The sequence below is a fragment of the Acidovorax sp. M2(2025) genome, from assembly GCF_049330835.1.
Taxonomy (GTDB): domain Bacteria; phylum Pseudomonadota; class Gammaproteobacteria; order Burkholderiales; family Burkholderiaceae_C; genus Acidovorax.
Genome location: NZ_CP186262.1, coordinates 2192151 through 2217412 on the forward strand (window position 1 = coordinate 2192151; position 25262 = coordinate 2217412).

Consider the following 25262-nt stretch of genomic DNA (forward strand, 5'->3'; position numbering starts at 1 on the left):
CCACGCTGGCGGTGCAGTGGCATGATGGCCGCTCCGCGTTGTGAGGAAAAAAGTCCCATGCCCCCGCCCCTTGTGCCGCCCCCGCAGTACCGCATTGGCGACGTGGCGCGCCAGGCCGGCGTGTCTGCGGCCAACATCCGGTATTACGAAAAGGAAGGCCTGCTCACCCCTGCCGCGCGGGAGGACAACAGCTACCGGCTGTACAGCGCCGACGACGTGCACCGCCTGCGGTTCATCCGCCTGTGCCGGGCCATGGACATGTCCCTGGCCGAGGTGCGCACGCTGCTGGAGCTGGACTGGAGCCGCAAGGCCGACTGCGAGGCCGCACGCGTCGCGCTGGACGAGCACCTGCAGCATGTGCGCAGCCGCCTGGCCGAGCTGCGCAGCCTGGAGGCCGACCTGCTGGCGCTGCGCAACCGGTGCGACGGCACCGACGCCCATTGCCGCATCATCGAAGCCCTGCACGAGCGGGCCGACGCGCAGCCGCCTGCCGCGCCAGCGGGCAGCGCCGGCAAGCGCCATGTGTGAGCACGCCGGCCGTGCGCTGCGCCGGTTGTGAGTAGCTGTTTCCGCGGGCTGTTGTTTGCTATAAATAGCATAGCTGCTTGCGCTTGTCTTTAGGGCGCTAGAGGCCAAAAACACTTGTATTCCTTGCGGCCGGCATGCGCCTTCGGCCGGCCGGGAGGGCGCCGCTATGATGCGGCCATGGCCCCCTCCCTCCCCGGTCTCTTCTTGCCAGAACGGCTGTGGCGCACCGCGCGGCGCTGGGCGATTGCGTGGTGGCGCATCCTGTACCTGGGCGCGGTGGTGCTGGTGCTGGTGCTGTCGCCGTCCAGCTACGGCAAGGGCACGCGCCGGGCGCTGGCGCGCCACATCTATCTCGACACGGCCCCCGTGCTCGTGGGCTTCACGGTGCTGGCCGCGCTGATCAGCCTGGTCATCACCCGCATTGTGGTGGTCACGGCGCTGAGCTACGGGCTGTCGCGCTATGCGCTGGAGATGGTGATCCGCGTGCTGGTGCTGGAGTTGATCCCGCTCACGGCGGCGCTGTTCGTGGCCATGCGCTGCACCATCCCCAATGGCACGCACATCACGCGGCTGCGCGATGGCGGCCGGTTCTCGGCGCTGCGCCGCCAGGGGGCCGACCCCGTGCGCATGGAACTGCTGCCCCGCGTGGTGGCCGGCGTGTTTGCCTGCATCACCCTGGCGGCCCTCAGCTGCGTGGTGGCGCTGGTGCTGGTGTACGTGGGCGTCTATGGCTTCAACCTGGCGGGCCTGCCCAGCTACACCCGCATGTTCGGGCAGGTGTTCTCGCCCGGCGTGACGCTGGTGTTCGTGCTCAAGACCGTGTTCTTCAGCCTGGCCGTGGCGCTCATCCCCATGGCCGCGGGCCTGTACGACGCGGGCGACCGCACCCAGCCGGACTCCGAGCTGGGCGGCCTGGCCCGCATGTTTGCCGTGCTGCTGATGATCGAGATCGCCTCGCTCATGGGCAACTACTACTGACCGGCACGGTCTCTCTTCTTTTGCCTGTCCGTCCCCAACCTTCCTGCGAACACGCAATGGTCCCCATGAACGACGACGAGAAGCACCCCCGCCCGCACACGACGCCGCCGCCTGCCGCCGAGGTACCGCCTGTCGAGGTCCTGCGCCCGGTGGCTTATCTGGAGGTCAAGGCGGCGGCGCTGCTGCTGTTCACCCTGGCGCTCATCGTGGGCTCCGGCCTGTACCTGCTGTATGCGCGTGGCGCGTTCGAGCCGACGCAGACGCTGGTGCTCACGGCCGAAGACTCCGAAGGCGTGGTGGTCGGCATGGACATGACCTTCTCCGGCTTTCCCATCGGGCGCGTGCGGCGCATCGAGCTGGCGGCGTCGGGCAACGCCCGCATCATCGTCGACGTGCCGCGCAAGGATGCCCACTGGCTGCGGGAGTCCAGCGTGTTCACGCTGGTGCGCGGGATTGTGGGGGGCACCAACATCCGTGCCTACTCCGGCATGCTCAACGACCCGCCGCTGACCGATGGCGCCGAGCGCCCGGTACTGCGCGGCGACGCCACCGCCGAGATCCCCCAGCTGATGGCATCCGCCCGCGAATTGCTGGCCAACCTCAACGCCCTGACCGCGCAGGACGCCGCCCTGGGCGGCAGCCTGGCGAACGTGCGCGCACTCACGGAACGCCTCAACGGCCCCGGCGGCGCATTGGGCGTGCTGATGGGCAACGAGGCGGATGCCCGCAAGATCGTGGCGACCCTGGAGCGCACCAATGCCCTGCTGGCGCGGCTGGACGGCATGGCCGCGCGGGCCGACCGCCAGGTATTCGGCGCCGACGGCAGCAAGGACGCGCTGGTGCCGGAGGTGCGCGCGGCCGTGGGGCAGCTCAACGGCTTGCTGGCCGACACGCGCACCAGCCTGCGCAAGGTCGACGCCGTGCTGGCCGAGGCCCAGGCCATCGGCGTCAACGCCCGGGAGGCCTCCACCGACCTGGGCGCCTTGCGCGCAGAGGTCGAGAGCAATTTGCGCAAGGTGGAAAGCCTGGTGAACGAGATCAACCGCAAATGGCCCTTTGCGCGGGAAACGGAACTCAAGCTGCCATGAAGATCCCTGCCGCTGCCCCACCATCCCCCGCGCCCCGGGTCCAGTCGCCCATGCCGCGCCGCCTGGCCGCCGGCCCCGGGCGCGCCGCGCTCGCCCTGGCTGCGGCATGGGCCGCCGCTGCGCTCTTGCCGGCGTGTTCCAGCGGCCCACGCGTTCCCGACTGGCAGATGAACGCCCAGGGCGCCGCGCAAAAGGCCCTGGAGGCCCAACTGTCCGGCAACCCCCGGGTGGAGCGGCTGGAGTGGGACCGTGCCCGCGCCGAGGTTGCCCGCACCGGCCGGCCCGACCTGATGGCCCGCCTGGAGCTGATGCGTTGCGCGGCCCAGGCCGCCAGCCTGGAGCCGCCAGGCTGCGACCGGTTTGAGCCCTTGCGTGCCGACGCAGCAGCCAGCGAACAGGCCTATGCCGACTACCTTGCCGGCCGGCCCCTCGCGCCGGAGCAGGCGGCGCTGCTGCCGCAGGCGCAACGCAAGGTCATTGCGGCGGGGAGTGCGGCCTTGCCGTCTGTGGAAGATCCGCTGTCGCGCCTGGTGGCGGCGGCGGTGCTGTTGCAAGCTGGCCGGGCAACGCCGGAGGTGCTTTCAGTGGCCACGGAAACCGCCTCCGCCCAGGGGTGGCGCAGGCCCTTGATGGCGTGGCTCACGCTCCAGGCGCGCAGGGCCGAGGCGGCAGGGGATGCGCCCGGAGCTGCGGCACTGCGCCGCCGCCTGGACCTTGTGGAACAGGGCGGCGCCCCGTCCCGTTGATGGGCCCCGCCCGCACGGCGGGACCAGCGGCCAGCTCAGCGCAGGCGGGCTTGCAGCTGGGTTTCAATGTGGTCGCGCTCGGTGGCGAACTGCTGTGCGCTCATCTCATGCGCTTCAAACTTGCGCGCTGTGGACAGCAGCAGCACCGTGTTTTCCAGCCGCGTGTCCTGTTGCAACGACGGCGGCAGGGCGGTCAGGCGGTCAAAGCTTTGCTTGTACAGCTCGCTCCAGCTCAGGAGCCCCGCCTCGGCCTCGGCCCGGGCGTTGTCGTGCCAGCGGGCAAATTCTTCCAGGGTGCCATCCCGCGGGTGGGCGCAACCGCTGAACGCGCCGGCCAGGGCCACAGCCACCGGCGCCGCCCACAGGAAAGAAGAAAATTTTGCAGGAATGCGAATACGTGGGATCACGGTCGTCCTCCATTCTCCATGCGCCGCACGGCCTTGTGCGCGGCGCTGAATGGTACTGCGATGCTATGGTTTTTGCTACAACGTGTTGCGCAGCGGTGCAAATGCGAGGCGGTGAGCCCCCGGGTGCCTTCCAAGCCCCTGCGGCCAGGTTCATTCAAACAGGCCCGCGGTGAGCATCTGATCGAGCCCGCTCGGCAGCAGGGGCATGGAGTCCACCGACTGCACGGCCACATCGGGCATCAACAACGATGCCGCGGCCAGCACTGCAAGCACAATCGTGCCGGCAAACGCCGCAAGGGCGCGGGTTCCGGGACGCGAGGGTGGGCGCTTCATGGTGGATTCCTTTGTTCGGAGGGCAGGGGCCCCAATGACCCCAAACCAGCCGCAATGGCCAGTGAAAAAGATTTCACCAAACGGGGTGCTCAGCGTCTGTCAGACAAAGGCGACAGGAGGCCTCCGGCACTCTCTCGCAAGCCCCTGGCAGGCGTCCGCGGCTCCGCGCCCTGCGGTATCCACCGCGACTCGCAGGCTGTCAGGAATCGAGCGTGGTCTTGCCCGTGTCGCGCTCCAGCCGGTAGCTCCCGTCGGAGGCGGGCCAATCCGACCTGCCGGCGGCAGCGGCCGGCGCAAGGGGGCCGAAGTGAAAGGCGTGGTGGGGATACGTCTTTACCAGCGCGGCGCGTCCCTGCGCGGTAATCGAAAGCACCTCGGCGGTCTGCTCCGCGGCGCCCACTTCCGGCAGCCGGGCTTGCACCAACTGCGCCGCTGCAATGACACGCAGCTTGTCAATGTCACAAGGCTTGTCGACGGTGACGGGCAGGCGGCTTTGGGCGAGGCTGAAGAGTAGCTCCATGGGCATGCGTGCGCTCCTTGGGTGCAGACGGCCATTTTTATCTGGGCGGCAAAGGGTGGCAACTGGGCGAACGAATGTCAACAAGTTGATGCGTTTTGTCGCTTTTTCGCAGGCCGGGGCTGGGCAGGGAACTGTCGGATAGCAGGCGATGTCCTACAGCCGAGCTGTGCGGGGTTCGCTACGTTGGGGTGCGTTGCAGCGCAAGGAGCTGGAAATGAGCGACAGCAAGGCTGAAACGGCCCACGACCGGAATATGGCACCGACATCCACCCGCACGTTGTGGAAGGGCGCGATCAGCTTCGGCCTGGTGCACATCCCGGTGGGCCTGTATTCGGCCACGGCCAGTTTGGGCATCGACTTCGACTGGCTCGACAAGCGGTCCATGCAGCCGGTGGGCTACAAGCGGGTGAACAAGGTGACCGGCAAGGAAATCGCTGCCGCCGATATCGTCAAGGGCGTGGAGTACGAAGAAGGCCGCTATGTGGTCCTGTCGGCCGAGGAGATCGCCGCGGCGTTTCCGAAGGTGACCCAGACCATCGAGATCGAGGCCTTTCTCGATGCGGACGAAATCCCCTTTGTCTACCTGGAGCGGCCTTACTACACCGCTCCGCTCAAGCGCGGCGAAAAGGTGTATGCCCTGCTGCGCGAGGCCCTGCGCAAGAGCAACAAGGTGGGCGTGGCCAAGGTGGTGATCCAGGCCAAGCAGCATCTGGCCGTCCTGATCCCGTGCGGCAGGGCGCTGGTGCTCAACCTGCTGCGCTGGGGGGGCGAGATACGCTCGTTCGAGCAACTGAATCTGCCGCCGCTCGACGCCCGGGCGGCGGGCATCAAGGACGCCGAGCTTTCCATGGCGGTCCAGCTGATCGACGACATGACGCAGGAATGGAAGGCCGACAGCTTTCGCAACTCCTTCGCGGATGAAATCCACAAACTCGTCGAGCAGAAAGCATCCGCCGGGGACATTGCCGAGGTTGCCCCGGTGGAGAACGCGCCCACCGCGCCGGCGGGCGCCGAGGTGCTGGACCTGACGGCGCTGCTGCGGCGCAGCCTCGAGGGCAAGACGCCGCCCGGCACGGACCGGCCGGCGTCCGGATCGGTGACCCGGCTGCCGGCCAAGTCCGCCGCGCGCCCCGCAGCGGCCAAACCGGCGGCGGCCAAAAAGAAGGCGCCGGCCAAGAAGGCGCCGGCCAAAAAGGCGCCGGCCAAAAAGGCGCCGGCCAAAAAGGCGCCGGCCAAAAAGGCGCCGGCCAAAAAGGCGCCTGCGGCCAAGCGGGCCCCCGCCGCGGCCCGCAAGCCCGGCCGGCGGGCCGCCTGAGGACGTGCCGCCATGGGCGATTCGCTGGCGCAATACCGCAAGAAGCGCAACTTTGCCGTCACGCCCGAACCCTCTGATGGCGGAGCGCCGGGCCAGCACGCCCGGCAGTTCGTCATCCAGAAGCACTGGGCCACCCGCCTGCACTATGACTTTCGGCTGGAGCTGAACGGAACGATGAAAAGCTGGGCCGTGCCCAAGGGGCCGAGCTTCGACCCCGCGGACAAGCGCATGGCGGTGCAGGTGGAGGACCACCCGATTTCGTACAACCGCTTTGAGGGGCAGATTCCGCCCAAGCAGTACGGGGCCGGCCGGGTGATCATCTGGGACAGCGGCTATTGGGTGCCGGAGGGCGACCCGGACGAGGGCTACCGCAATGGCAAGCTCAAGTTCCAGATCTACGGCCACAAGCTGCAGGGCCATTGGACCCTGGTGCGCATGCACGGCCGGGGCGACGAACGCCAGCAGCCCTGGCTGTTGATCAAGGAGCGCGACGGCCTGGAGCGGCCCGCCCGCGAGTTCAATGTGGTCGAGGCACTCCCCGACAGCGTGGCGACCGCGCCGCCGGTCCCCTGGCCTCCCACGGGCGGCGCGCCAGCGTCCGCGCCACCGGCCCGTGCAACGCGCGCGAGCCGGCGGGGCGGCGAACCGGGCGGGGCGCACGTCGCCGCCGCCTTGCCCAGGACGTTGGCCCCCCAGCTCGCCACCCTGGTGGAGCGGCCGCCGGCCGATACCGCGCAGTGGCTGTGGGAGCTGAAATTTGACGGCTACCGTCTGCTGGCCCGCGTGGAGCAGGGCAAGGCCCGCTTGCTCACGCGCAACGGCAACGACTGGACGTCCAGGATGCCGCGCCTGGCCGGGGCCTTGGCCCGCCTGCCCTTGAAATCCGGCTGGGTGGACGGCGAGGTGCTGGTGCTGGACGGCCAGGGCATTCCCGACTTCCAGGCACTGCAAAACGCCTTTGACGGCGCGTCCACCGACGCACTCGTCTTCTATGCGTTCGACCTGCCGTATGCCGACGGTGCCGACCTGCGCTCCGTGCCGCTGGAGCAGCGGCGGGAGAGGCTTCGGAGCCTCGTGCAGGCAGCTGCGGAGGACAACGTGCGCTTCAGCGAGGCGTTTGAAGCAGCGCCGGCGGATCTGGTCTCGTCGGCTTGCAAGCTCGGCTTCGAGGGCGTGATCGGCAAACGCAAGGACAGCGTCTATATGTCGCGCCGCAGCGGCGACTGGATCAAGCTCAAGTGCAGCCACCGGCAGGAGTTCGTGATTGGCGGCTATACCGACCCGCAGGGCAGCCGCACCGGCATCGGGTCGCTGCTGCTGGGCGTGTACGACGAGCACGGCGCACTGCGCTACGCAGGCAACGTGGGCACCGGCTTCAACGAGCAACGCTTGCAGGACCTGGCGTCGCAACTACAGGCGCTGCACGCCGCGTCCAGCCCGTTCGCCAACCCCCGGTCCGTCGGCAGGAAGGCGCACTGGGTGGAGCCCCGGCTGGTGGCCGAGGTGGCGTTCGCGGAGTGGACGCAGGACGCAAAAATTCGCCACGCCGTCTTCAAGGGGCTGCGCCAGGACAGGCAGCCCCAGGACATTCACCGGGAGAAACCGCAGACCATGGCACCACCGACCTCCGTCCCCCCCCAGAGCGGCGCGCCCGCCGTGCGCGTGTCCCATCCCGAGCGCGTCATCGACCCCTCCACCGGCGCCACCAAGCTGGACCTGGTGCGCTACTACGCCACGGTGGCGCCGCTCATGATGCCGCACCTGAAAGGGCGGCCCACCTCGCTGGTGCGCGCGCCGGACGGGGTGCAGGGGGAGCTGTTTTTTCAAAAGCACCTGGATGCCGGCCGGATGGAAGGCGTGCGCCAGCTGGCGCCGCAGCTCTACCCGGACCATCCCCCGCTGCTGGAAGTGGCGGGGCCGAAAGGCCTGCTCGCAGCCGCCCAGATGAACACGGTGGAGTTCCACACCTGGAATGCCCGCAAGGACCGCATCGCCCGTCCGGACCGCATTACGTTCGACCTGGACCCCGGCGAGGGCACCCCTTGGGAGCACGTGCAGGACGCCGCCACGCTGGTGCGGCTCATGCTGACCGAACTGGGCATGCCCGCCTTCTTGAAAACCAGCGGCGGCAAGGGCCTGCACCTGGTGGTGCCCATCAAGAGGCTGCACGACTGGGACGCCGTCAAAGGCTTCAGCCAGGCCATCGTCCAGCACCTGGCCCGCACCATTCCGCAGCGCTTCGTGGAAAAGAGCGGCCCCAAGAACCGCGTGGGCAAGATTTTCGTGGACTACCTGCGCAATGGTTTCGGTGCCACCACGGCCAGCGCCTGGACGGCCCGCGCCCGGCCCGGCATGGGCGTGTCCGTCCCGGTCACGTGGGACGAGCTGGACACGCTCACCTCAGGCGCGCAATGGACGCTGCGCACGGTGGAGCGCCGGCTACACACCGGCAACGGGCCGTGGGAAGGGTACGAAGGGGCGGCCGTATCGTTGGTGGTGGCGATGAAAGCGCTGGGGTTTCACCCCGACCGGTGATCTGCGAGACAGGTCGGGGCGGAGCCTGCAGAACTGCGGCGGCCCTGCGCGAACCGGATCAACGCACGTTGATGAACCCGGCCTCCGGGCCTTCTTTTTCCTCGGGCTGGGTCAGCGAAAAACTGAGCAGGGCCACATCTGACGCCAGCGCGTTGCGCCGGCCGTCTCCGCCAATGCGGAAATGGGCCATGGGGCTGTTGGCAAACTGCAGCGCCGATCCGAAGCAGTGGGTAGGGAGAATGAGGGTGCCAACCGCGGCGTTCTCGACCAGTTGAAACGCGGGAAGCACCACCCGGTTGGATTCTGTGAACCCGATCTTCAAAAACGTACGGAACGCTCCGGCCCGCATGCCCGAAAGCTCAATGAAGCCGGTGGCCATCGGTACGGTGAAGCCTTCCATGCTGAAGGTGTCGAGGCCGGACAGCAGCGCGGCGCGCACGTTCTTGACCTTGGCGACCACGTACTGGTCCCAGTCCGGCTGGTGGGTCTGGGCCTTCTGGAGATTGGAACCCCATTGGTTGGAAAGCGATGTAGTCATGGATTGCCTGGAAATGCAGGCAGGCACCCCGCCTGCGAAAGTTTGACTGGGTAGAGCCCTTGATGCTGGCCGTACTGATGTTGCTCCTTTGTAGGAACAGGCCTAAACGCCTGACAGCCCAGGCCGCCAGGGCGCAGGGCAGTGGCAACAGCAGGGCCCGGAAGCCGCCAAACGGCTTCCGGGCCCCGACCGCTGCATCTAGCACTTAGCGGTCATTCTTATGGCTCTGGCTGCCTGCGCGCGCATGCTGCTCCGAGGAGCCACCGCGGGTGTTGCCGCCATCGCTGGATGCGCGCGTGCCTTGCCCCTGGCCGCCGTGGCTCTTGGAGCCGGCTTCGCGGGCTTCTTGGGAGGTGAACTCGTGTGCATTGCCCGAAGCGTGGGCAGCGCGGCCGCCTTCGGCCGCAATCTCGCGCTGGCGGTCACTGTCCATGGATGCAAAACCTCGGCCCGAACCGGAGCCACCTTGCTTGTTGTTGCCCTGGTTCTGATTGCCTTGATTGCTGTTTGCCATTTCGATCTCCTGGAGGTTGAACACATTGCACACGGGTCATTCCGTGTGAGACTTCACTGTCTTGGCGGGCCATGGGCTGGGCCGTAGGCGCAGGACTACCGGACCGTAGGTGGGGTTTGACGATGGCGGGGGCGCGCCAAGCGGCTTTTCATCGCCCCCTGGGCGAGCGACTTTTCGCAGGGCTGCGCGAGCGGCTCGCACCACCGCAATTCAGGGCCTTCTCCGGCGCCCGGGTAGGCCCTGTCCCACGGCGGGCCTGCAGAACTCCGGGGCGCCCCACTGCCGTGATGCCTGCAGTCCTACAGCACCAGCCCGGGGGCTGTCGCAAAGTTGGATGAAGCCGGTTTGGAGGCTGGGGCTTCACCCCGCCGCTGACGCGTGGCCGCACGGCGTTGCGTCACGGCGCCGCGTTTCAGATCCCGCGGCCCGGTGGACCGCCCGCAAGCCACGGCGCCCCGCCCATCCCGCGGCGCCTGCGGCAGTGCCGCGATGACAGGAGCGTTGAAACCATGGCAACCACTGTGTTTGAAGAACTTCAGGCCAAGGCAGAAGCCTGGTGCAAGGAATTTGACCGCTACAAGGACGAGTGCAAGGTCTTCGCGGAGAAGCTGCGCGTGGAGCTGATCGAATACCTGGGGGCCAAGTCCACGGACGTGGAGTTCCATGGCCTGGATGAGCACCTGGACCGTGTCCGCGACGGCGGCTTCACCTTGTCGCCGCGCCTGCAGGTAGGGGACGACGGGTTCGTCTACTTCGGCCTGACACTGTTTTTCAAGCTGGAGACGCAATGCCTGGACGAGCATGTGCGCGTGGGGGTGCAGCGGGTCAAAGGCGTATGGCGGATCCGCTGGAACCAGATGGAGCTCAACTACGGGAACGGGGCTTCCTCGCACACCGCCTTCTTTGAAAAGGTGACCAGCCTGATCGCGGAGAAATTCTCCACGCCATTCCACCGGCGCCGGGGGCCGATGGGCTTTGTGCCGGTGGTGAGCAACGACCACCTGACCCTGGTCCCTCCGGCGGACTTGCGCATTGCCGCGGAGAACGGCGCCGTTGTTTCGGACGCCTCGGGCGCGGCGCCCGGCGCGTGAGCATGCGTTAGCCGTTAGCCGTTAGCCCACTCCCGTGGGCTGCGTGGCATCGGCGGCGGAACACCGGAACTACATCACGGAATGCTGCAAGCGCTGCGGCCGGCGCACGGCCGCCGTGGCGGGACATGGTTACCCTTGGGTCTGGCTCTCCCCATTCACACCTCCTGCCTCCTGTTTTCCATGCGCCTGTCTCGTTGCCGTTGCCTCGGCCTGTGGGTCCTCTCTGTTTGCAGTGCGGTCTCCGCCAGCGCACAGTCCTGGACCGCGGCGGGGTCCAGCCCCTTTCTGTGGAGCAACCAGTCTCCGCTGGGGGTCTACCGCAGCGTCAACACCATGATGCTGTCGCGCCTGCCCTCCGGGCCGCAAGCCACGCCCTCCGCGAAGCGGATGCCGCTGTCTGCCACCAGTTTTGCCCGCACCAGAACGCCGCTGATGCCCCAGCGGATGGCGGGCCCTGCCGACGAGACCCGTGCGCGGCGGCTGGAGGCGTATGTTGCCATCCTGGCGTCGTACGATCAGCTGCTCAAGGACAGTGGCGAGTCCGCCCGGCTGGGCAGCAACGTTGCGGGGGCGATCACCTACCTGCTGGTGTCGTCCCACTATGTCCTGGGCGGCGGCACCGAGCTGCCAACTGCGCAGCAGGAGCTGATCCTGCAGGACATCAACGATGCGCTGTCGCAGACACCGGCGTTTGCCGCGATGAGCGACGCGCAGAAGCAGGAGCTGTTCGAGACCTGCGCCATCACGGGCTCTTATGTCCATCCCTTTCAAGGTCTTTGGAGTTTGATCATCTAAGCTTCTGATTTCACGGGGATCGTGGGACCTGGGAGCAAAGAATCTGGCGGGAAATCATTGAGCGGTTTGAGGAGCAGGCACCGGGCGCGGTGATGGCGCACCTGGCACTGGAACAGGCCTTGCCAGCGAGCTGGATAGACGAAGTGTTCCAGGCACACCGGCAACGGCAGTACCCCCGGGAGCTGCTGTTCTCCAGCGTGGTGGAGCTGATGCTGCTGGTCACCTTGGGACTGCGGCCTTCGCTGCATGCGGCCGCGCGCAAGATGGCCCGGCAGCTGCCGGTGTCGCTGGCCGCACTGTATGCCGAGGTCCAGCGCACCGAGCCTGCCGTGCTGCGGGCGCTGGTGCAAGGCAGCGCCCGGCGTCTGGCGCCGTTGGTGAGCGGCATGCCCGAGCGGCAAAGCCTGCCGGGCTGGCAGTTGCGGGTGTTCGACGGCAATCATCTGCCGGCCAGCGAGAAGCGGCTGGGCCCCTTGCGCGGACTACGGGGCGCGGCGCTGCCAGGCCACACGCTGGTGGTGTACGACCCGGACAGCGCGCTGGTGTGCGACATCGTGGCCTGCGAGGACGCCCACGAGAGCGAGCGCACGGGCGCGGCGGCGCTGATTGAGCAGGCGCAGGCTCAGCAGGTGTGGATCGGCGACCGGCACTTCTGCACCCGGGCCATCGTGCAAGGGCTGGCCGAGCGCGGTGCGGGTTGCATCGTGCGCGAGCACGCGCGCCATCCGCGGCTGCGGGCCGTGGAGCGAGGCCACCGCCATCGAGACGGGCGGGGTGCGCGAGCAGGCTATCGAGCTGGCCGAACCCCACGAAGGAGCCCTGCGGCAGTGGCGACGCATCGAACTCACGCTGCACACGCCCACCGAGTCCGGCGACCAGGCCCTCGTGCTGTGGAGCAACCTGCCGCCCGAGGTCGACGCAGCCACCATCGCGCAGCTGTACCGCAAGCGCTGGCGCATTGAAGGTCTGTTCGGCCGCCTGGAATCCGTGCTGAACAGCGAAATCAAGACGCTGGGCCACCCGCGTGCGGCGCTGCTGGGATTTGCGGTGGCGGTGCTGGCGTACAACGTGCTGGCGGTGCTCAAACAACTCATCGAACATGCGCATCGCCAAAGCCATCCGGAACTGGACGTATCCACCTACCATCTGGCGGTGGACATCGCGGCCGATTACGGGACGATGCTGCGAATGCTGCCACCCGAGCAACTGCCTCGCCCCGGCGGCGATGTCGGGCGACTGCTCGAACGCCTGCTGCGCCTGGCCAGCCTCATGAGCCCCAAACAACTGGCCACCTCCAAACGCAAGCCCAAGGTCGCTCAAGCCAAAGGCTACGTCGGCGGCGCCATCGCTCGCGCCCACTTCTCTACCGCTCGCTTGCTTAAGAAGGCTGCCGGGAAAAGACCTTGAAACGGATGGCTCTTATGTCCTGACGCTGTACCGCACTGGGGTCGACCAGAAGAACCCCAGCTACCTCAAGGAAGCACGGAACCTGGCCAGCCTGGGCGTCGAACAGATTGTTGGCGTGAAGCCCGACCGGGTTTCCCTGGGCCAGGGTTTGCGGCTGAGGTAAGCCGGCAGGTCATTTCTCCAGGTCCATGAACTTGCGCACGCGTTGCAGGGTGCCGGTCGTGGCAGAGAAGTCCCGTATCTCGCGGGGCGTTGCGTCCAGCTAGCTGCAGCACGCCTCCTTCCCTAGAGCCCTAGTTGCCGTTCCACGGCTCAAGAGGATGAATCCTTGGCAGCCGGGTTGAACGTGGTTGACAGCGCCTATCCAAAGCCGGCACGACATGGCCTAGCCAGTGGCATACCGTCGAAGGCAGAAAACAAAAAACCCCAAGTGATGGAATCACTTGGGGTTGCATGTTGGCGGAGAGGGCGGCAGTCGAACCCGGGTTTCCCGTTGCGTCACGAAATCGCACGAAACCAGAAATTAATCCAATAGAAACAATGACTTAGGCGTTTTGTTGTTTCACGGTGTCTCTGGTTGCATCTCCCAATCTCGTGTTTTTTCCGTATACTGTTCCGTATAACGAGACCAAAATTTGGGTCTCGTCTCCGTCGAACTCCACCCATGGTCAAAGCCAACAAACTCACTCAACTGCAAGCCACCAGGCTCAAGGAGCCCGGCCTGCATGGCGACGGTGCCGGCCTGTGGCTCAAAGTCACCGAAGGGGGTTCCAAGTCCTGGATTTTGCGCTACGCCTTCAACGGTCGTGAGCGCTGGACAGGGCTGGGGCCATACCCCGAAGTCTCCCTGGCCGATGCCCGTGACAAAGCCATGGCATGGCGTCGTCAGGTGCGCCAAGGCATCGACCCCATGCAAGTCAAGCACCAAGCCGCTGCCGTAGCGCGTGCCGAGCAAGCCAAAACCATCACGTTCGACAGTTGCGCCGAGCGCTACATCGAATCACACCGCTCGGGCTGGAAGAACGCCAAGCACGCCGACCAGTGGACGAACACACTGCAAACCTACGCAGCCCCCATCATCGGCAAGATGGATGTCGCGCTGATTGAAACCGCTCACATCATGCGCGTGCTTGAACCGGTGTGGCACACCAAGGCAGAAACCGCCTCGCGCCTGCGGGGCCGTTTGGAAGCTGTGCTGGATTGGGCCACCGTGCACCGGTACCGCACGGGAGACAACCCCGCCCGCTGGAAAGGCCACCTCGACGCACTGCTGCCCGCACGCTCCAAAGTTGCCAAATCAAAGCACTTTGCTGCACTGCCATGGCGCGACATGAAACCGTTCATGACCGAACTGCGCCAGCAAAGCGGCATCGGCGCGCTGGCTTTGCAGTTCACCATCCTCACCGCCGCCCGCTCAGGCGAAGTGCGCGGCATGAGCTGGTACGAAGTGGACTTCGAGCACAAGCTGTGGACTGTCCCTGGCGAACGCATGAAGGCTGGAAAAGAGCACCGCGTGCCGCTATCGGATGCTGCCGTGCAACTGCTGGAGTCTTTGAAGGCCACCAAGCTGGCGGATACCGACATCGTGTTTCCCAGCACGCGTGACCACAAACCCCTGTCAGACATGACGCTCACCGCTGTGCTGCGGCGCATGCAGCGCGACGACATCACCGTGCACGGGTTCCGCTCCTCGTTTCGGGACTGGGCGGCAGAAGCCACTGACTACCCCCAGGAAATGGCGGAAATGGCACTGGCGCACATCGTGGGCAACAAGGTGGAGGCTGCCTACCGGCGCGGGGATATGCTGGAGAAGCGGCGCGCGATGATGCAGGCGTGGGCTGAGCACTCGCTGTGAACACTAGGTTCCATTCCCTTGACGGAATATTCCTTGGAGGCTATATTTAACTATGTCTTGGGACGTTGAGTACACCGATGAGTTTGAAGCGTGGTGGGAAGGCTTGTCTGAGCAGGAGCAAGTGTCCTTAGCGGCTTCGGTAGCATTGCTGGAAGAGCGTGGCCCCTCACTCGGTCACCCCCACAGCAGTGGCATCAACGGTTCTCGCCACGGGCGCATGCGTGAATTGCGCACGCAGCACGGCGGGCGGCCGTTTCGCACGCTGTATGCCTTTGACCCTCGCCGAATGGCAATTTTATTGATCGGCGGTGATAAGACGGGTGATAGCCGCTGGTACGAAGTGCATGTGCCAATCGCTGATCGGTTGTATGACGAGCATCTTGACCAGCTTCGCCGTGAAGGAGAAATAGATGGCTAAGAAGTTTTCTGAATTGCGGGCTGAAATGAGCCCTGAAGCGCGCGCTCAAGCCGCTGAACTCGCGCAAACCATGCTGGACGAAATGCCACTGCACGAGCTGCGCCAAGCTCGGGGGCTGTCGCAAAAGATGCTGGCAGATGTGCTGCATGTGCAGCAACCCTCTATCGCCAAGATGGAAAAGCGCACAGACATGTACCTTTCAACGCTACGCAGCCACATCCAAGCGATGGGGGGTGAGCTGGAAGTCATTGCACGGTTTCCTGATGGGGCGGTGAAGATCAGCAACTTTGCAGAACTGGGTGCTCCAACACAGACTGCAGTGCTTTCGTGATTGGGTTACTTTCCAGCGGGGCACTTCCTCTAGGACCGGCTGCACCCACAGTTGCTAATTGGCAACGACATCCTAGCTCAGAGGCTGAGCAGCCACCCTATAGCGGAGACTCGGTGCTGTACAAAATAGCCTTTTGCCCTCGCCCGTTGGGCGAGGGGACTCCGTTTGACAATGAGCAGCGCGGCTTACATTCACCACTTCGTCGCTAACTCCAGTACCTGATCCACGTACCCCTTTTCGCCAATGAAGTAGACGTGCAGGGCTTCAAGATCAGGCTTTGGTAGGCCGCGCGTGCTCCACAAGTGTTCGACTCGCATCCGGTTGGTGCTGGGTGACAAGATAGCCGATTCCAGCTTGACCTGGGGGTCTCCCAGGCGCTGTTCCAACTTCTTGATCTCGGACGAGAAGTTCACCTTGTCGCTGCCCGGTCCCTCATGCTCCAGGCCGTGTGGGTCTAGGAAAACGATACGCTGCGTGCCATCTGCCTTGAGGCCCCACAAAATGAAGTCCGGGTAAAAGTTGCCCGCTTCAAAGAAGCCCACGCCACGGCGAGCCAAGTTGCGCAGCAAGAACAGGTGGCATTGCTTTGCTTCCAGCGCGGCCTGATTCACCAGCATCCATTGCCTGAGGTCTTCAACGAACTGAAACTCGGAAGTATTCAGGCTGACTGGCTGGATCTTGATCTTTTCACTGGACAGCAGTGGCTCGTAGAGGTGAATGTCGAGTCGCAGGCCCTTGGCGTGGCCCGTTGTGCGCCATCCAACCGAAGCCAGTTCTTGCTTGAGCACCTTGATGTCGTCGATCAGGTAGTCCTCACGGCCTTCGACGATCAGTTGATAGTTCTCGTCCTCACCCGGCAGGTTCTCGTGATCACGCGTTAGCAGAACGAGCTCCATGCGTGGGTCGATGTAGCGGCGCTTGTGGTAGTTGAAACAACGCTCCAGCGCACTGCACAGCAGCTCAAAGGCCACCGACTGCCAGTGCTTGACGTTGCCCATCGACAATGCCCACCAAGCCTCTGGCACCTCGATGACATACCAGTCCGGCCTGCTCAGCAAGGCGCGCAGCGATTCAGGCCGCACCACCACGTTGTCGAAGTGGCGCTGTTTGCGATAGCGCTCCAGGTCGAACCACATTTGCTGCCAGTTCAGCATGGACAGGCGCAGGGCATCAAATTGATGCGTGATGGGCGCAGCGGCCTCTGCGACATGGTGTGTGGCTTCGGCGGCTTGAATCATCTGCACCCTGGGGTAGCGGTTCACCACCACCCGAACCCCACCCACAGTCATGCTGGGCGGCAGGTTGGCCAGTTCGAAGCTGACCACGGGGCCATGCTTGCGGAAGTCGTATTGCTCCTGGGTGTCTTTGCGGTACTTGGCGCGCAGGATCTTGAGCTGTTGGCCAAAGTCGTGCGTCACGTTGAGATCGATGGTTTCAACACGAGGCGCATCGTTGGGCGGCAGGTCTTCTTCTTCCAGGAACTTCCGGAATGTCTCCATGAAGTCTGCCTGCACGCCGAACACATTCAAGGTTTCCAGCAGGTGGATGTCTTTGGGGGGATTCACCGGCTGATAACGGCTCGTGCGCATCAGGCTGATGTCTTTGCCTTTGAGGCGAACGCCGCGACCAAACAGCTGGATGATTTGCGCACCTTCGCTTTGCCCCATGCGCATCAAGCCCAGGCTGGAGACGCGCCAGCAGTCCCATCCTTCGATGAACTTCTTGGAGCCCACAAGCATGTGAATGGGCGAGCTGGGTTTGTGCACATCCCCGAAAACGGGTTCTCCAAACTCGCTGGGCCGCACTTCGGCAATGGACTGCTTGGTCTCCAGTTCATCCTTCAAATGCTTGGCCAGAGCGCTGGCGTCACCCACGTTGATGACACCGAAGGGTTGATCCGCTTCACCCACCTTCAGGAGGAGTTCGCCGCTGTCGCCTCTGACCCGTTCCACCACCAAGTGGCCACCACCCGGTGCGTGGAAGAGCCGAGTGCAGATGTCTGCGTACAGCGATGACGCATCCTGATCGGCTGACTTGAGGTACGCAAAGGAGTTGACAAAGATGTCTTGCCCCTTGCTGTCCATCAGACCGGAAGTTTGCGCGTTGCCTTTGAGCACCTGGTGAATGCGCTGCGTGGCCGCGTCCTTGTCTGCCAAGAACCTGGCAAGGAAGTCGAGAATCTGGGCCACGTCAGAAGGGTTGACGTTTTCTTCGTCAACCGCCCTTTTGCCGGTGACGTTGGCACCCACAAACACCCAGAGCGGCTTTTCGAGATTGTAGCCGTCATAGCGCTTGCCAGCTTCCACGAACATGCGCAGCTGTTGGTAGAAGGCCAACAGCGCGGCCGTCAGGTAGGCATCTTTGTGCGCCAGTTCATCCTTGGGCAGGTTGAAGATGCGGTAGTCCTTGCCATAGCCATCCGCGTAGAAGTAGCGGTAGCTGTAGTCAAACAGCACCGACTTGGCATAGCTCTCCGCCAGCACCCGGTCATTGGCAGCCTTCACCGCCTGCTTGAACGTGGCCGAGTATTCAAAGGTGAAGCCTTTGGCGGCCAACTTGTCACGCTTGACCTTCCAGTCGCCACCACTCATGCCGCGGTGGCCTTCATCGACCAGCAACAGGTTGGCATCGCCAAAGCTGTCCACCGCCATTTGCTTGACCTTCTGCTCGTCAGCCAGTTTGGTGATCTCGGTCAGCATGGGCGTGGTCAGGCCTGCCTGCCCTTGTGTCAGCAGGTCGGTGTCCTGGCGAAGCGTGTCGGGGTGGAAGCCGTTGTCCCGCAGTTCGCGCTCGTGCTGTTCAGACAGGCGCTCGTTGGGCGACAGCACAATCACCCGGCTGAAACGGTCTGCCAGACCGTTGGCCTTGGCATGGTGGGCGAACTGCAGCAGGTTCACGTGCATCAGCAACGTTTTGCCGCTGCCTGTGGCATTCTGCAGGCAAATCTTGTTCAGGTCTTCCACATTGAACAGGTCAACGCCGGTAGAGCGCTTCTGTGCATCATGGTGGGCGTTGAAGCGCTTAAGGTATTCATTCAGCGCGTCACACAGGCCCTGGCGGTCACTGAAGTATCGGTCGATGTATATCTCAACGAACAACAGCGTCAACCACTGGAAGTACTTCCAGACAATGGGGCCTTTGTGCTTGCGCCGTTCATTGATCCAGCGGGTGTGGGCCACCAGGTTGGCGTCGTAGCGTTCGATGTCGGCGGTGGTGATCACCGCGCCGGCTTGCAGGTGATCGGTCAACGCCTTGGCAAAGCGGTGCTTGCCATCGGGCGAGATGCCCGGCTCAATCTCGCGCAGCGTCTTGGCCAGCACTTCCAATGGGCGCTTGTTTCGCCCAGCATCTGTGTGAGCGGCCAGTGGGTCAACGCCCAGCAGGCTGATCACCCATTGGTTGAGCACCAGGGCATCCTGGAAGTGGCTCGCCACCAGTGGCTGTGCGGCCTTGCTGGACTTCGTGGTCTTCTTGTTCATGCCGCTTGTTGGCCCAGTTGTTCGAGTTGTGTGATCCACACACTAAAGCGAGGACATCCCTCTCGCACCGTAGCTAGTCCAGCTTCCCGCAGAATCTGTGCACCATACAAATCTTTCTGATTCTCATAGCCGGGGAAAATCCTGCCCAATCGAGCCGATGGTTTGGTGTCGAATTCCTTGTTGACGGCCTCAGGTGATCCGCACTCCTTCACTGCATCCCGCATGAGGTTGGTCTGCTTTTCTTTTCCGCGCAGCAACTCTGTAACTTTGTCAGGAACTGCAAAAAGGAGTGCTTCAAACTCATACATCTGAATGTACGGTGTGATTTTTGACTTGAGTGATTGTTCTAATCCCTCAAGCATTGCCGTTTCGAGCTCACTGACTGTTCGACCCTTTGCGCGTACAAACTTGTAATAGTCGTAGAAGGTCGAGACATGATCAAACCCGTGAACAAAGCTCTTCAGCTCATGTTTGACTCGATCAAGGCTTATGTTTCCATGCATGGGGCTTGCAACTACCGTGACGCCGAATTGCTCGAGATGAGGCTTCAAGACTGTGCTGACAAAATTACGCTCCGTCTTGCCTTCGACACTGATGCCCAAACGGATCATTCCGGTGTCCCCCCGAGCAAATTCTTCTCCCACAGGTCTCCTGCGCGATAGTCCTCTAGCCAGGCTGATACTTCTTCCTCTTTGAGTCTGCGGAACGTGGATGCACCTTGGTTTTGATCCACAACCACCAGGTTGTACCACTCGAACTCATTGGCCAGCGTAACCGACTGGGTCGAAGCAATGATTTGCCGGTATGTACTGACCGACCTCATCATCGCGGCCACGAGTTGGATGGCAAAAGGGTGCAAGCCCAGTTCTGGTTCGTCCAAAAAGATCACGTCTGGCAGGCGATCCTCAGGCGAGCTGAGCAACGTGACCAAACAGAACAGGCGCAACGAACCATCTGAAGTTGAATCAGCACCGAAGGTTTTATCGCCATACTTGCCACGCCAACGTAGGGCGACGGTTTGTCTACCCTCCGGACCAGTGGGCTCCAAGACAAAATCGTCGAATGCGGGCAGCACTCGCTGAATTCGCTCCACGATCGTGTTGTAGGCCCTGGGGTTCTCGTTGTAGAAGTTCAGCAGCACAGGTGCCAGGTTACCGCCGTGGGACAGCAGTCGAGCATGGTCTGAGACCATCCATGGCTGCTTGATCGGTGCGTTAGGGGATGTGTCGTGAAACTGGTAGGCGGAACACTGCCGCAGCAGGTGCGTCACTGTCTTTGCGGTTGTCCTGGCGCTGGCAGTAGGGGCCTCCTTGATCGCAAGGGGGAGTTGCGCCTCCTTCGTGCCACTGTCCATCTCATACCAGTTGGCCATCGTGCCCTTTGCCGAATTTGAGTAGCGGTAGCGCTCTTCAATCAGCATGAGTGTGTTGGCCGCTGGCAAGTGGCCCATCACGAATTCATATTCGTTCAAGCCTTTGGGCGTTTCAATGGTGACCGAGGCGCGGATCTTGTCTGTTTTCTTCGCGCCCATGTACAACAGGTTGTCGGCCCAGCCGTTGCGTTCGATATAGCCTTGGAGCTGTTTGCCCTTGAGCATCCAGCCCAGCATCTCGATAAACTTGATGAAGTTCGATTTGCCCGCACCGTTGGCGCCAATGAGCAAGGCCATCTGAGGCAGCTCTAGGCTATCCACATGGGCGAGGCTGCGAAAACCCTGGATGCTCAATCGGGTGATGCGGCCTTTCATGCCAGTCATTTTGGTGGAGTCGTTCACACGTCCTCCCACATGCGCTGGGCAAAAGTCTCTTCAATCATGCACACCCGCGCGCCTGCCGAGCCATCGGTATTGAGCGCGTGGCTGCCGTTCACATAGATGGTGGCGAAGTCGGTATCACGAGGGTTGATCTTCATCTTGTTAAGCCAAGCCTCCAGTGCAGCCTGGTCGCGGCCGGGGTCACCGGTTAGTTTGCGCCAGATCACCAGTACTCGTTCGCGTGAGAGTTCGTCGCCAGGAACGGTGAACACATCGCCCTCGACCATGCGGAACCAATAGTCGCCTGAGTCAACCTCGTCAATACCCTTGTTGACCCATCGTGTATCTTGATCTCCTGGGAGTTCAGGGTCCGCCTCTTTGCACATTTGAATGGAATAGGTGCGAGGCTTGTCCAACAAGGTGACGTGCAGGCCAATAAATATATTGAACGTTTCCACCAGGTCTATGGTGCGTAGCGCCTGAACGTCTGTGCCCGGCTGCTTGATAAGAATTTTGTATGCAGTGGGATCTGCGAAAAGGTGCTCGTTTAAGAGGCTTGGGTTGCCTGTAGTCTCAAAATTGAGTAAATACTTAAGAATGTATTCTCTTTTGAAGTCTGCTGACGTGTGTTGACTGAGGACTGGGCTGCACTCAGTTGAAAAGGCAGCCATGTTATTTAGTGTGTCCTCGAAGGATTCAAGGCGAAGGTACTTGAACGCGTGGCTAATGCCCTTTCGATCAATCGGCTTGCCGTTCTTCCATTCTGCAGAGTAGATGGCCTTTTTAATACGTGGCTTGAGAACTGAGTCGAAGTATGCTCCCTGCTCAACAAGCACATATTTCCGCTTTCCCTCGTCTTGCCGATTCAGGTTTATGGCGGCGTGAGCGGTGGTCCCCGACCCTCCAAAGTAATCAATTACCTTGCCGTTTGAGTCCTCGCTGAGTCCGCATACCCACAAACAATCTTGAACAGCAAATGGCGACTTTGCGAATGAGAAACTCGCCTCTCCGAAAAGTTGAGTGAGGGTTGCGCTTCCGTACTCTCTGGCAGCGTATGTATTTTTATCCCACCATGATCTCGGTAGCACTCCTTCTGAGGGAGTGTGGCGCCTTAGAACCTGCAGGCCACTTTTGGGGCTGTACTTGATTTTTAGGTCATCCATAGAGGCGATTGCCGAGATGTGATTGAGGCTCCACACTCGATCTCTGCCTTTCTCATCTACTGGTAAAAGGGCCGTTTCGCCTTCGGAGGGAAGTTCGAGGATTTTCCACGAACGATTTGCCTCGTCCCATTCCATTTCCGGAATGCGGATTTTGTTTTCTTCCGGGTTAACAAAAAGAGGGTAAAACTGCTTGGGGCGGGCCGCTCTATGGGTAACTGAGCCGCCGTCTTTGCGAAAGTTTCGCCAGTCGACATGTGCGCCTTCCTCGACCGTAAATCGTTCTAGTTGCTTTTCTGTCCTCGGCAGCCTAGCCAGTTCGGCACTTTCTGACGCACCATAAAAAAAGGCGTATTCATGGCAAATTGACAAGCCTTTGACAGTGGATCTGCCGGAGGGGTTGTTTCGTATGATTGAGGTCCCAAGGTGTAAATCTTTTCCAAAGCTGTTGTCCAGGAGGTTGGCAAGCTCGTGAACCTGATAGTCGTCAATCGTTATGCACACCGCCGCCTCGGCCTTAAGCAAAGGTCGAAGCGCTTCTAGCCGATCGTTCATCATGGTTATCCAGGACGAACTTCTGTAGCCATTTTTGTAGTCTATTGGGCCCGCGTCAGTGTTGTATGGCGGGTCGATGTACGCTGCGTCGAACGACTCTTCATACAAGTTCTTTGTGGTGTTCAGCGCCTGAAGGTTGTCGGAATTTATTAGAAGCCCGTCTAGATTCAAATCCAGATCATCAATACAGGAGACAAGCTCGTCCTTGAATGCATCATCAAATAGGCCAGTGTCGACGAGCAAGTACTGGTTCTGCTGTAAAAATTCGACTGTCGGGGGGGCGGTGAAGCTGGCTTTTGTAAGATCGCCGGTCACTTGATCAATGGCATACAATTCGATCCATTCGGCGATCTGCGCCGAATTGTTAGCAATCTTCTCGTATAGGGCTACCGGGACTCGATCCAGGGTGATGCAGTACTGCGAATCGAAAACAAACTTCTTCTTTAGCCAGAGCTTTTTCTGGAAATCCTCAATTTGAGATAAGAAGTTAATAATTCGACGTGCAATCCTGCGGAGCACGCGGAGCTTGCCCAGGTAACTTTCTACTCGTGGAGCGCTGGCGGCTTCAATGTCGTCCAAGCGCATAACTTCGTTCTTGATATAGAAGTCCAGCTCGCGTCGCAAGAACCCACCAAGGTCCTTGTGGATGAAGTAGTCCATGGTGTTGCGGTCAGCAAACTGAGCCATGTACTTGGCCAACACTGTGCGGTCAGGGCGTTTTTCTGTCGGGCTTGGATGGGCCAAACCTCGTGCATAGGCCTGCGACTTGCCATCGCCGGACGCCGCTGTCTGCAGCGCCTGCAACACGGCTTGAGCGGCTTCGGCCAGCTTTTGCTGTTGCCAGGTGTTGGTTTGGCCAGTTTTGTCAGGGTCCGGCCGGTACTCAAACTGCACCACCAGCTCAATCTGGCCTTGGCTGCCGGCCTCGAACTTGATGGGCTCAGCCGCATGGATCAAGAAGAAGCGGTCTTGGCTTTCCTTGACGTTGTTGTGTTCCCCCTCTGTGGCTGCAGCCAGGCGAAAGTGCACCTTCATCGGCTCCAAGCCTGCTTCGCCGCCAAAGTCCAGCTCCTGGCCCTTGCCTTGGCGTTGGGCTTCCAAGCGCAGGGCCTCGGTCAAGTCAAAGCTGTAGTTGCTCAGGTGTTCGCTGCTTTTGATGTAGTACTGGTCCTTGTTGGCCCAGTGCAGCATCACCTCACGCCCGTCGTAGGGCACGGCATAGGGGGCGGCGCGTTGGTCGTTCTCCGCCACAAAGTAGCGCTTCGACATGAAGTCGCCCTTGTCGTAGTAGCGTGAGAAGAATCGGTACAGGTGGTCATACACCTGAGCCTGGTCCGACAACGGTCCGCTGCCCTCGCGGGCTGCTTGCTGTGCCTGGAGGTAGTCCTTGCCAATCTTGGTGTTGAGGTACTCGGGCTTGAGCTCGCCTGCAGCATCGAAGGCGTCGTCAGCCAGGTCGTCCAGCACTTTTTGTTTGGCGGCTTGCAGCAACTCGTGCGCGCTTTGAACGGCCTGACCGGCAAAGGCCTGGTCAATCTCGGTGGCCAGCTCGCCGCTCATGAAAGCGCGGATCTCTTGGCTGCGGGCGTGCAGGATGCGGTACAGACCGAAGTCCAGCTCGGGTTGATTCAGCTGAAAGAGCTCTTCCAGCAGTTCCACAAATCGTTGTTTTTGTTGGCTCATGGCTTGATGTGCAGGGGCAGCCCTGTCGTTGAGTAGGGCGTGAAGTGGTTGCTGTCACGGGTCAGCAACTGCATCAGCTTGGGATGGATGAAGAGCTTCTCTTTGCCCACCTGCGTTTCGCGCAGCACGCCCAGGGCGGCCAGCTCTTTCAGGTATCGGGATGCCGCCTGGCGTTGGGCCACGCCCTTGTTGACCAGGTTGGCAATGCGGCAGTAGGGCTGCTCGAACACCACATCCACCAGCTCGCGGCTGTAGATCTTGTGCAGGTGGGTGCGCACGTGCTCGGTGGTGTGCTCGGCCAATTGGCGGATGGCACCTATCTTGGCCGTGGTCCACTGCGCGGTGGCCTCCACCGCTTGGAGCGTGAACAGCACCCAAGGCTCCCAGTCCTGCTCGCGGGTGACGTTCAGCAGCAGACGGTAGTAGTCGGCCTTGTGGGTGATGATGTGCCGGCTCAGGTAGAGGATGGGCAGGTTCAGCAGCCCGGACTCGATCAAGTACAAGATGTTGAGCACTCGCCCTGTGCGGCCGTTGCCGTCAATGAAGGGGTGAATGGCCTCGAACTGGTAGTGCCCTACCGCCATTCGGATGAGCGGGTCCAACTCGGGCTGCTCATGGAGGTAGCGCTCCCAGTTGGCCAGCAGGTCACGCAGCAGGGCCTCGCCTTCCGGCGGGGTGTAGATCACTTCGCCAGTGCGGTCGTTGGCCACTTGCGTGCCAGATGTACGCCGGATGTCCATGTCGGCACCTTTGAGGGTGCGGCAAATCTCCACCGCTGTGGCGGTGCACAGGGGGCGAGTCCGCAGGGCATGAAAGCCTCGGTGCAGTGCAGATCGGTAGCGCAGCGCCTCTTTGGTGGCGTGGTCCGCAGCCCCATCGCCTTGCGCGTGCTGGAAGAGTTGGTCGGTGGTGGTGACGATGTTCTCAATCTCGGAGCTGTCCTTCGCTTCCAGCAGCGGGATCGTGTTGATCAGCATGGTCTGGTTCGGGATCAGCTCTGCCGCCTGCTTCAATTCAGCCAATGCCGCACGAGCCGTGATGCAAGCGCGCAGCACGGCTTTTGTCTCCACTTCCTGCAAAGGAGGCAGAGGCGGCAGCTGGTTGTGGGGAGCCTCAGGCCGCCAAACGGCCTCGGGAGCGTTCATCTGTGCTCTCTGAAGAGAAATGGGCGACATGATAGTGGCATCATGTCGCAATTTCTTTAAAATATCGACACATTTTCGCTACATGTCG

Annotated in this window: 21 protein-coding genes and 1 pseudogene; 12 read left to right on the forward strand and 10 right to left on the reverse strand. The window is 62.3% G+C overall.

Annotation, left to right across the window (positions count from 1 at the left end; all coding sequences use genetic code 11):
* Positions 1-57 precede the first annotated feature (57 nt).
* The 4 genes from ACOYR3_RS10180 (at position 58) to ACOYR3_RS10195 (ending at position 3340) form a co-directional block, all read left to right on the forward strand.
* A complete protein-coding gene (locus tag ACOYR3_RS10180) occupies positions 58-528 on the forward strand; it encodes a MerR family transcriptional regulator (protein WP_422846309.1) in 471 nt (156 codons plus the stop codon).
* Positions 529-705: 177 nt separating this feature from the next.
* Complete coding sequence (locus ACOYR3_RS10185; RefSeq protein WP_422846310.1) at positions 706-1506, forward strand: MlaE family ABC transporter permease; 801 nt, start codon at positions 706-708, stop codon at positions 1504-1506.
* Positions 1507-1571: 65 nt separating this feature from the next.
* Positions 1572-2594 carry a mammalian cell entry protein gene (locus ACOYR3_RS10190; protein ID WP_422846311.1) on the forward strand — a complete coding sequence of 341 codons (1023 nt, stop codon included), beginning with the start codon at positions 1572-1574 and terminating at the stop codon, positions 2592-2594.
* 50 nt (positions 2595-2644) lie between these two features.
* Complete coding sequence (locus ACOYR3_RS10195; protein ID WP_422846565.1) at positions 2645-3340, forward strand: hypothetical protein; 696 nt, start codon at positions 2645-2647, stop codon at positions 3338-3340.
* Positions 3341-3375: 35 nt separating this feature from the next.
* Here the strand turns inward: ACOYR3_RS10195 and ACOYR3_RS10200 are convergent, their stop codons facing one another.
* The 3 genes from ACOYR3_RS10200 to ACOYR3_RS10210 form a co-directional block, all read right to left on the reverse strand.
* Positions 3376-3747: a hypothetical protein gene (locus ACOYR3_RS10200; protein ID WP_422846312.1), complete on the reverse strand. Its 372-nt coding sequence runs from the start codon at positions 3745-3747 to the stop codon at positions 3376-3378.
* A gap of 150 nt (positions 3748-3897) precedes the next feature.
* Positions 3898-4080 carry a hypothetical protein gene (locus ACOYR3_RS10205; RefSeq protein ID WP_422846313.1) on the reverse strand — a complete coding sequence of 61 codons (183 nt, stop codon included), beginning with the start codon at positions 4078-4080 and terminating at the stop codon, positions 3898-3900.
* A gap of 199 nt (positions 4081-4279) precedes the next feature.
* Positions 4280-4606, reverse strand: coding sequence for a hypothetical protein (locus ACOYR3_RS10210; RefSeq protein ID WP_422846314.1), 327 nt, complete (start codon positions 4604-4606; stop codon positions 4280-4282).
* 208 nt (positions 4607-4814) lie between these two features.
* On the opposite strand from ACOYR3_RS10210, the gene ACOYR3_RS10215 reads away from it, so the two are divergent.
* On the forward strand, positions 4815-5915 hold the full coding sequence (locus ACOYR3_RS10215) for a Ku protein (protein ID WP_422846315.1): 1101 nt from the start codon (positions 4815-4817) through the stop codon (positions 5913-5915).
* Between the two features lie 12 nt (positions 5916-5927).
* Positions 5928-8450, forward strand: a complete 2523-nt coding sequence (gene ligD / locus ACOYR3_RS10220) for a DNA ligase D (RefSeq protein WP_422846316.1) — start codon at positions 5928-5930, stop codon at positions 8448-8450.
* A gap of 58 nt (positions 8451-8508) precedes the next feature.
* On the opposite strand, the gene ACOYR3_RS10225 is transcribed toward ligD, so the two are convergent.
* On the reverse strand, positions 8509-8988 hold the full coding sequence (locus ACOYR3_RS10225) for a hypothetical protein (protein WP_422846317.1): 480 nt from the start codon (positions 8986-8988) through the stop codon (positions 8509-8511).
* Positions 8989-9193: 205 nt separating this feature from the next.
* Positions 9194-9502, reverse strand: coding sequence for a KGG domain-containing protein (locus tag ACOYR3_RS10230; protein WP_422846566.1), 309 nt, complete (start codon positions 9500-9502; stop codon positions 9194-9196).
* Positions 9503-10011: 509 nt separating this feature from the next.
* Here ACOYR3_RS10230 and ACOYR3_RS10235 point away from each other — a divergent pair.
* From ACOYR3_RS10235 to ACOYR3_RS10260, 6 genes and pseudogenes are all read left to right on the forward strand, one after another.
* A complete protein-coding gene (locus ACOYR3_RS10235; protein ID WP_422846318.1) occupies positions 10012-10593 on the forward strand; it encodes a hypothetical protein in 582 nt (193 codons plus the stop codon).
* 180 nt (positions 10594-10773) lie between these two features.
* Positions 10774-11388 carry a DUF6683 family protein gene (locus ACOYR3_RS10240; protein ID WP_422846319.1) on the forward strand — a complete coding sequence of 205 codons (615 nt, stop codon included), beginning with the start codon at positions 10774-10776 and terminating at the stop codon, positions 11386-11388.
* Positions 11389-11480: 92 nt separating this feature from the next.
* Positions 11481-12795, forward strand: a pseudogene (locus ACOYR3_RS10245) (IS4 family transposase).
* A 664-nt stretch (positions 12796-13459) separates the two neighbouring features.
* Entirely contained in the window at positions 13460-14650 is a 1191-nt protein-coding gene (locus ACOYR3_RS10250) for a tyrosine-type recombinase/integrase (protein WP_422846320.1), read from the forward strand.
* A gap of 52 nt (positions 14651-14702) precedes the next feature.
* Positions 14703-15068: a type II toxin-antitoxin system RelE/ParE family toxin gene (locus tag ACOYR3_RS10255; protein ID WP_422846321.1), complete on the forward strand. Its 366-nt coding sequence runs from the start codon at positions 14703-14705 to the stop codon at positions 15066-15068.
* Complete coding sequence (locus tag ACOYR3_RS10260; protein WP_422846322.1) at positions 15061-15399, forward strand: XRE family transcriptional regulator; 339 nt, start codon at positions 15061-15063, stop codon at positions 15397-15399. Before ACOYR3_RS10255 ends, ACOYR3_RS10260 begins: the two co-directional genes overlap by 8 nt.
* Before the next feature lie 191 nt (positions 15400-15590).
* Here the strand turns inward: ACOYR3_RS10260 and ACOYR3_RS10265 are convergent, their stop codons facing one another.
* From ACOYR3_RS10265 to fic, 5 genes are read right to left on the reverse strand one after another with little or no spacing between them, the layout of a single operon-like run.
* Complete coding sequence (locus ACOYR3_RS10265) at positions 15591-18878, reverse strand: DEAD/DEAH box helicase family protein (protein WP_422846323.1); 3288 nt, start codon at positions 18876-18878, stop codon at positions 15591-15593.
* Positions 18875-19489, reverse strand: a complete 615-nt coding sequence (locus tag ACOYR3_RS10270) for a DUF4276 family protein (RefSeq protein WP_422846324.1) — start codon at positions 19487-19489, stop codon at positions 18875-18877. Before ACOYR3_RS10270 ends, ACOYR3_RS10265 begins: the two co-directional genes overlap by 4 nt.
* Complete coding sequence (locus ACOYR3_RS10275; RefSeq protein ID WP_422846325.1) at positions 19486-20652, reverse strand: AAA family ATPase; 1167 nt, start codon at positions 20650-20652, stop codon at positions 19486-19488. The genes ACOYR3_RS10270 and ACOYR3_RS10275 overlap by 4 nt, the downstream gene beginning before the upstream one ends.
* Complete coding sequence (locus tag ACOYR3_RS10280; RefSeq protein ID WP_422846326.1) at positions 20649-24029, reverse strand: site-specific DNA-methyltransferase; 3381 nt, start codon at positions 24027-24029, stop codon at positions 20649-20651. Before ACOYR3_RS10280 ends, ACOYR3_RS10275 begins: the two co-directional genes overlap by 4 nt.
* Positions 24026-25174, reverse strand: coding sequence for a protein adenylyltransferase Fic (gene fic / locus ACOYR3_RS10285; RefSeq protein WP_422846327.1), 1149 nt, complete (start codon positions 25172-25174; stop codon positions 24026-24028). Before fic ends, ACOYR3_RS10280 begins: the two co-directional genes overlap by 4 nt.
* Between the last annotated feature and the right edge of the window lie 88 nt (positions 25175-25262).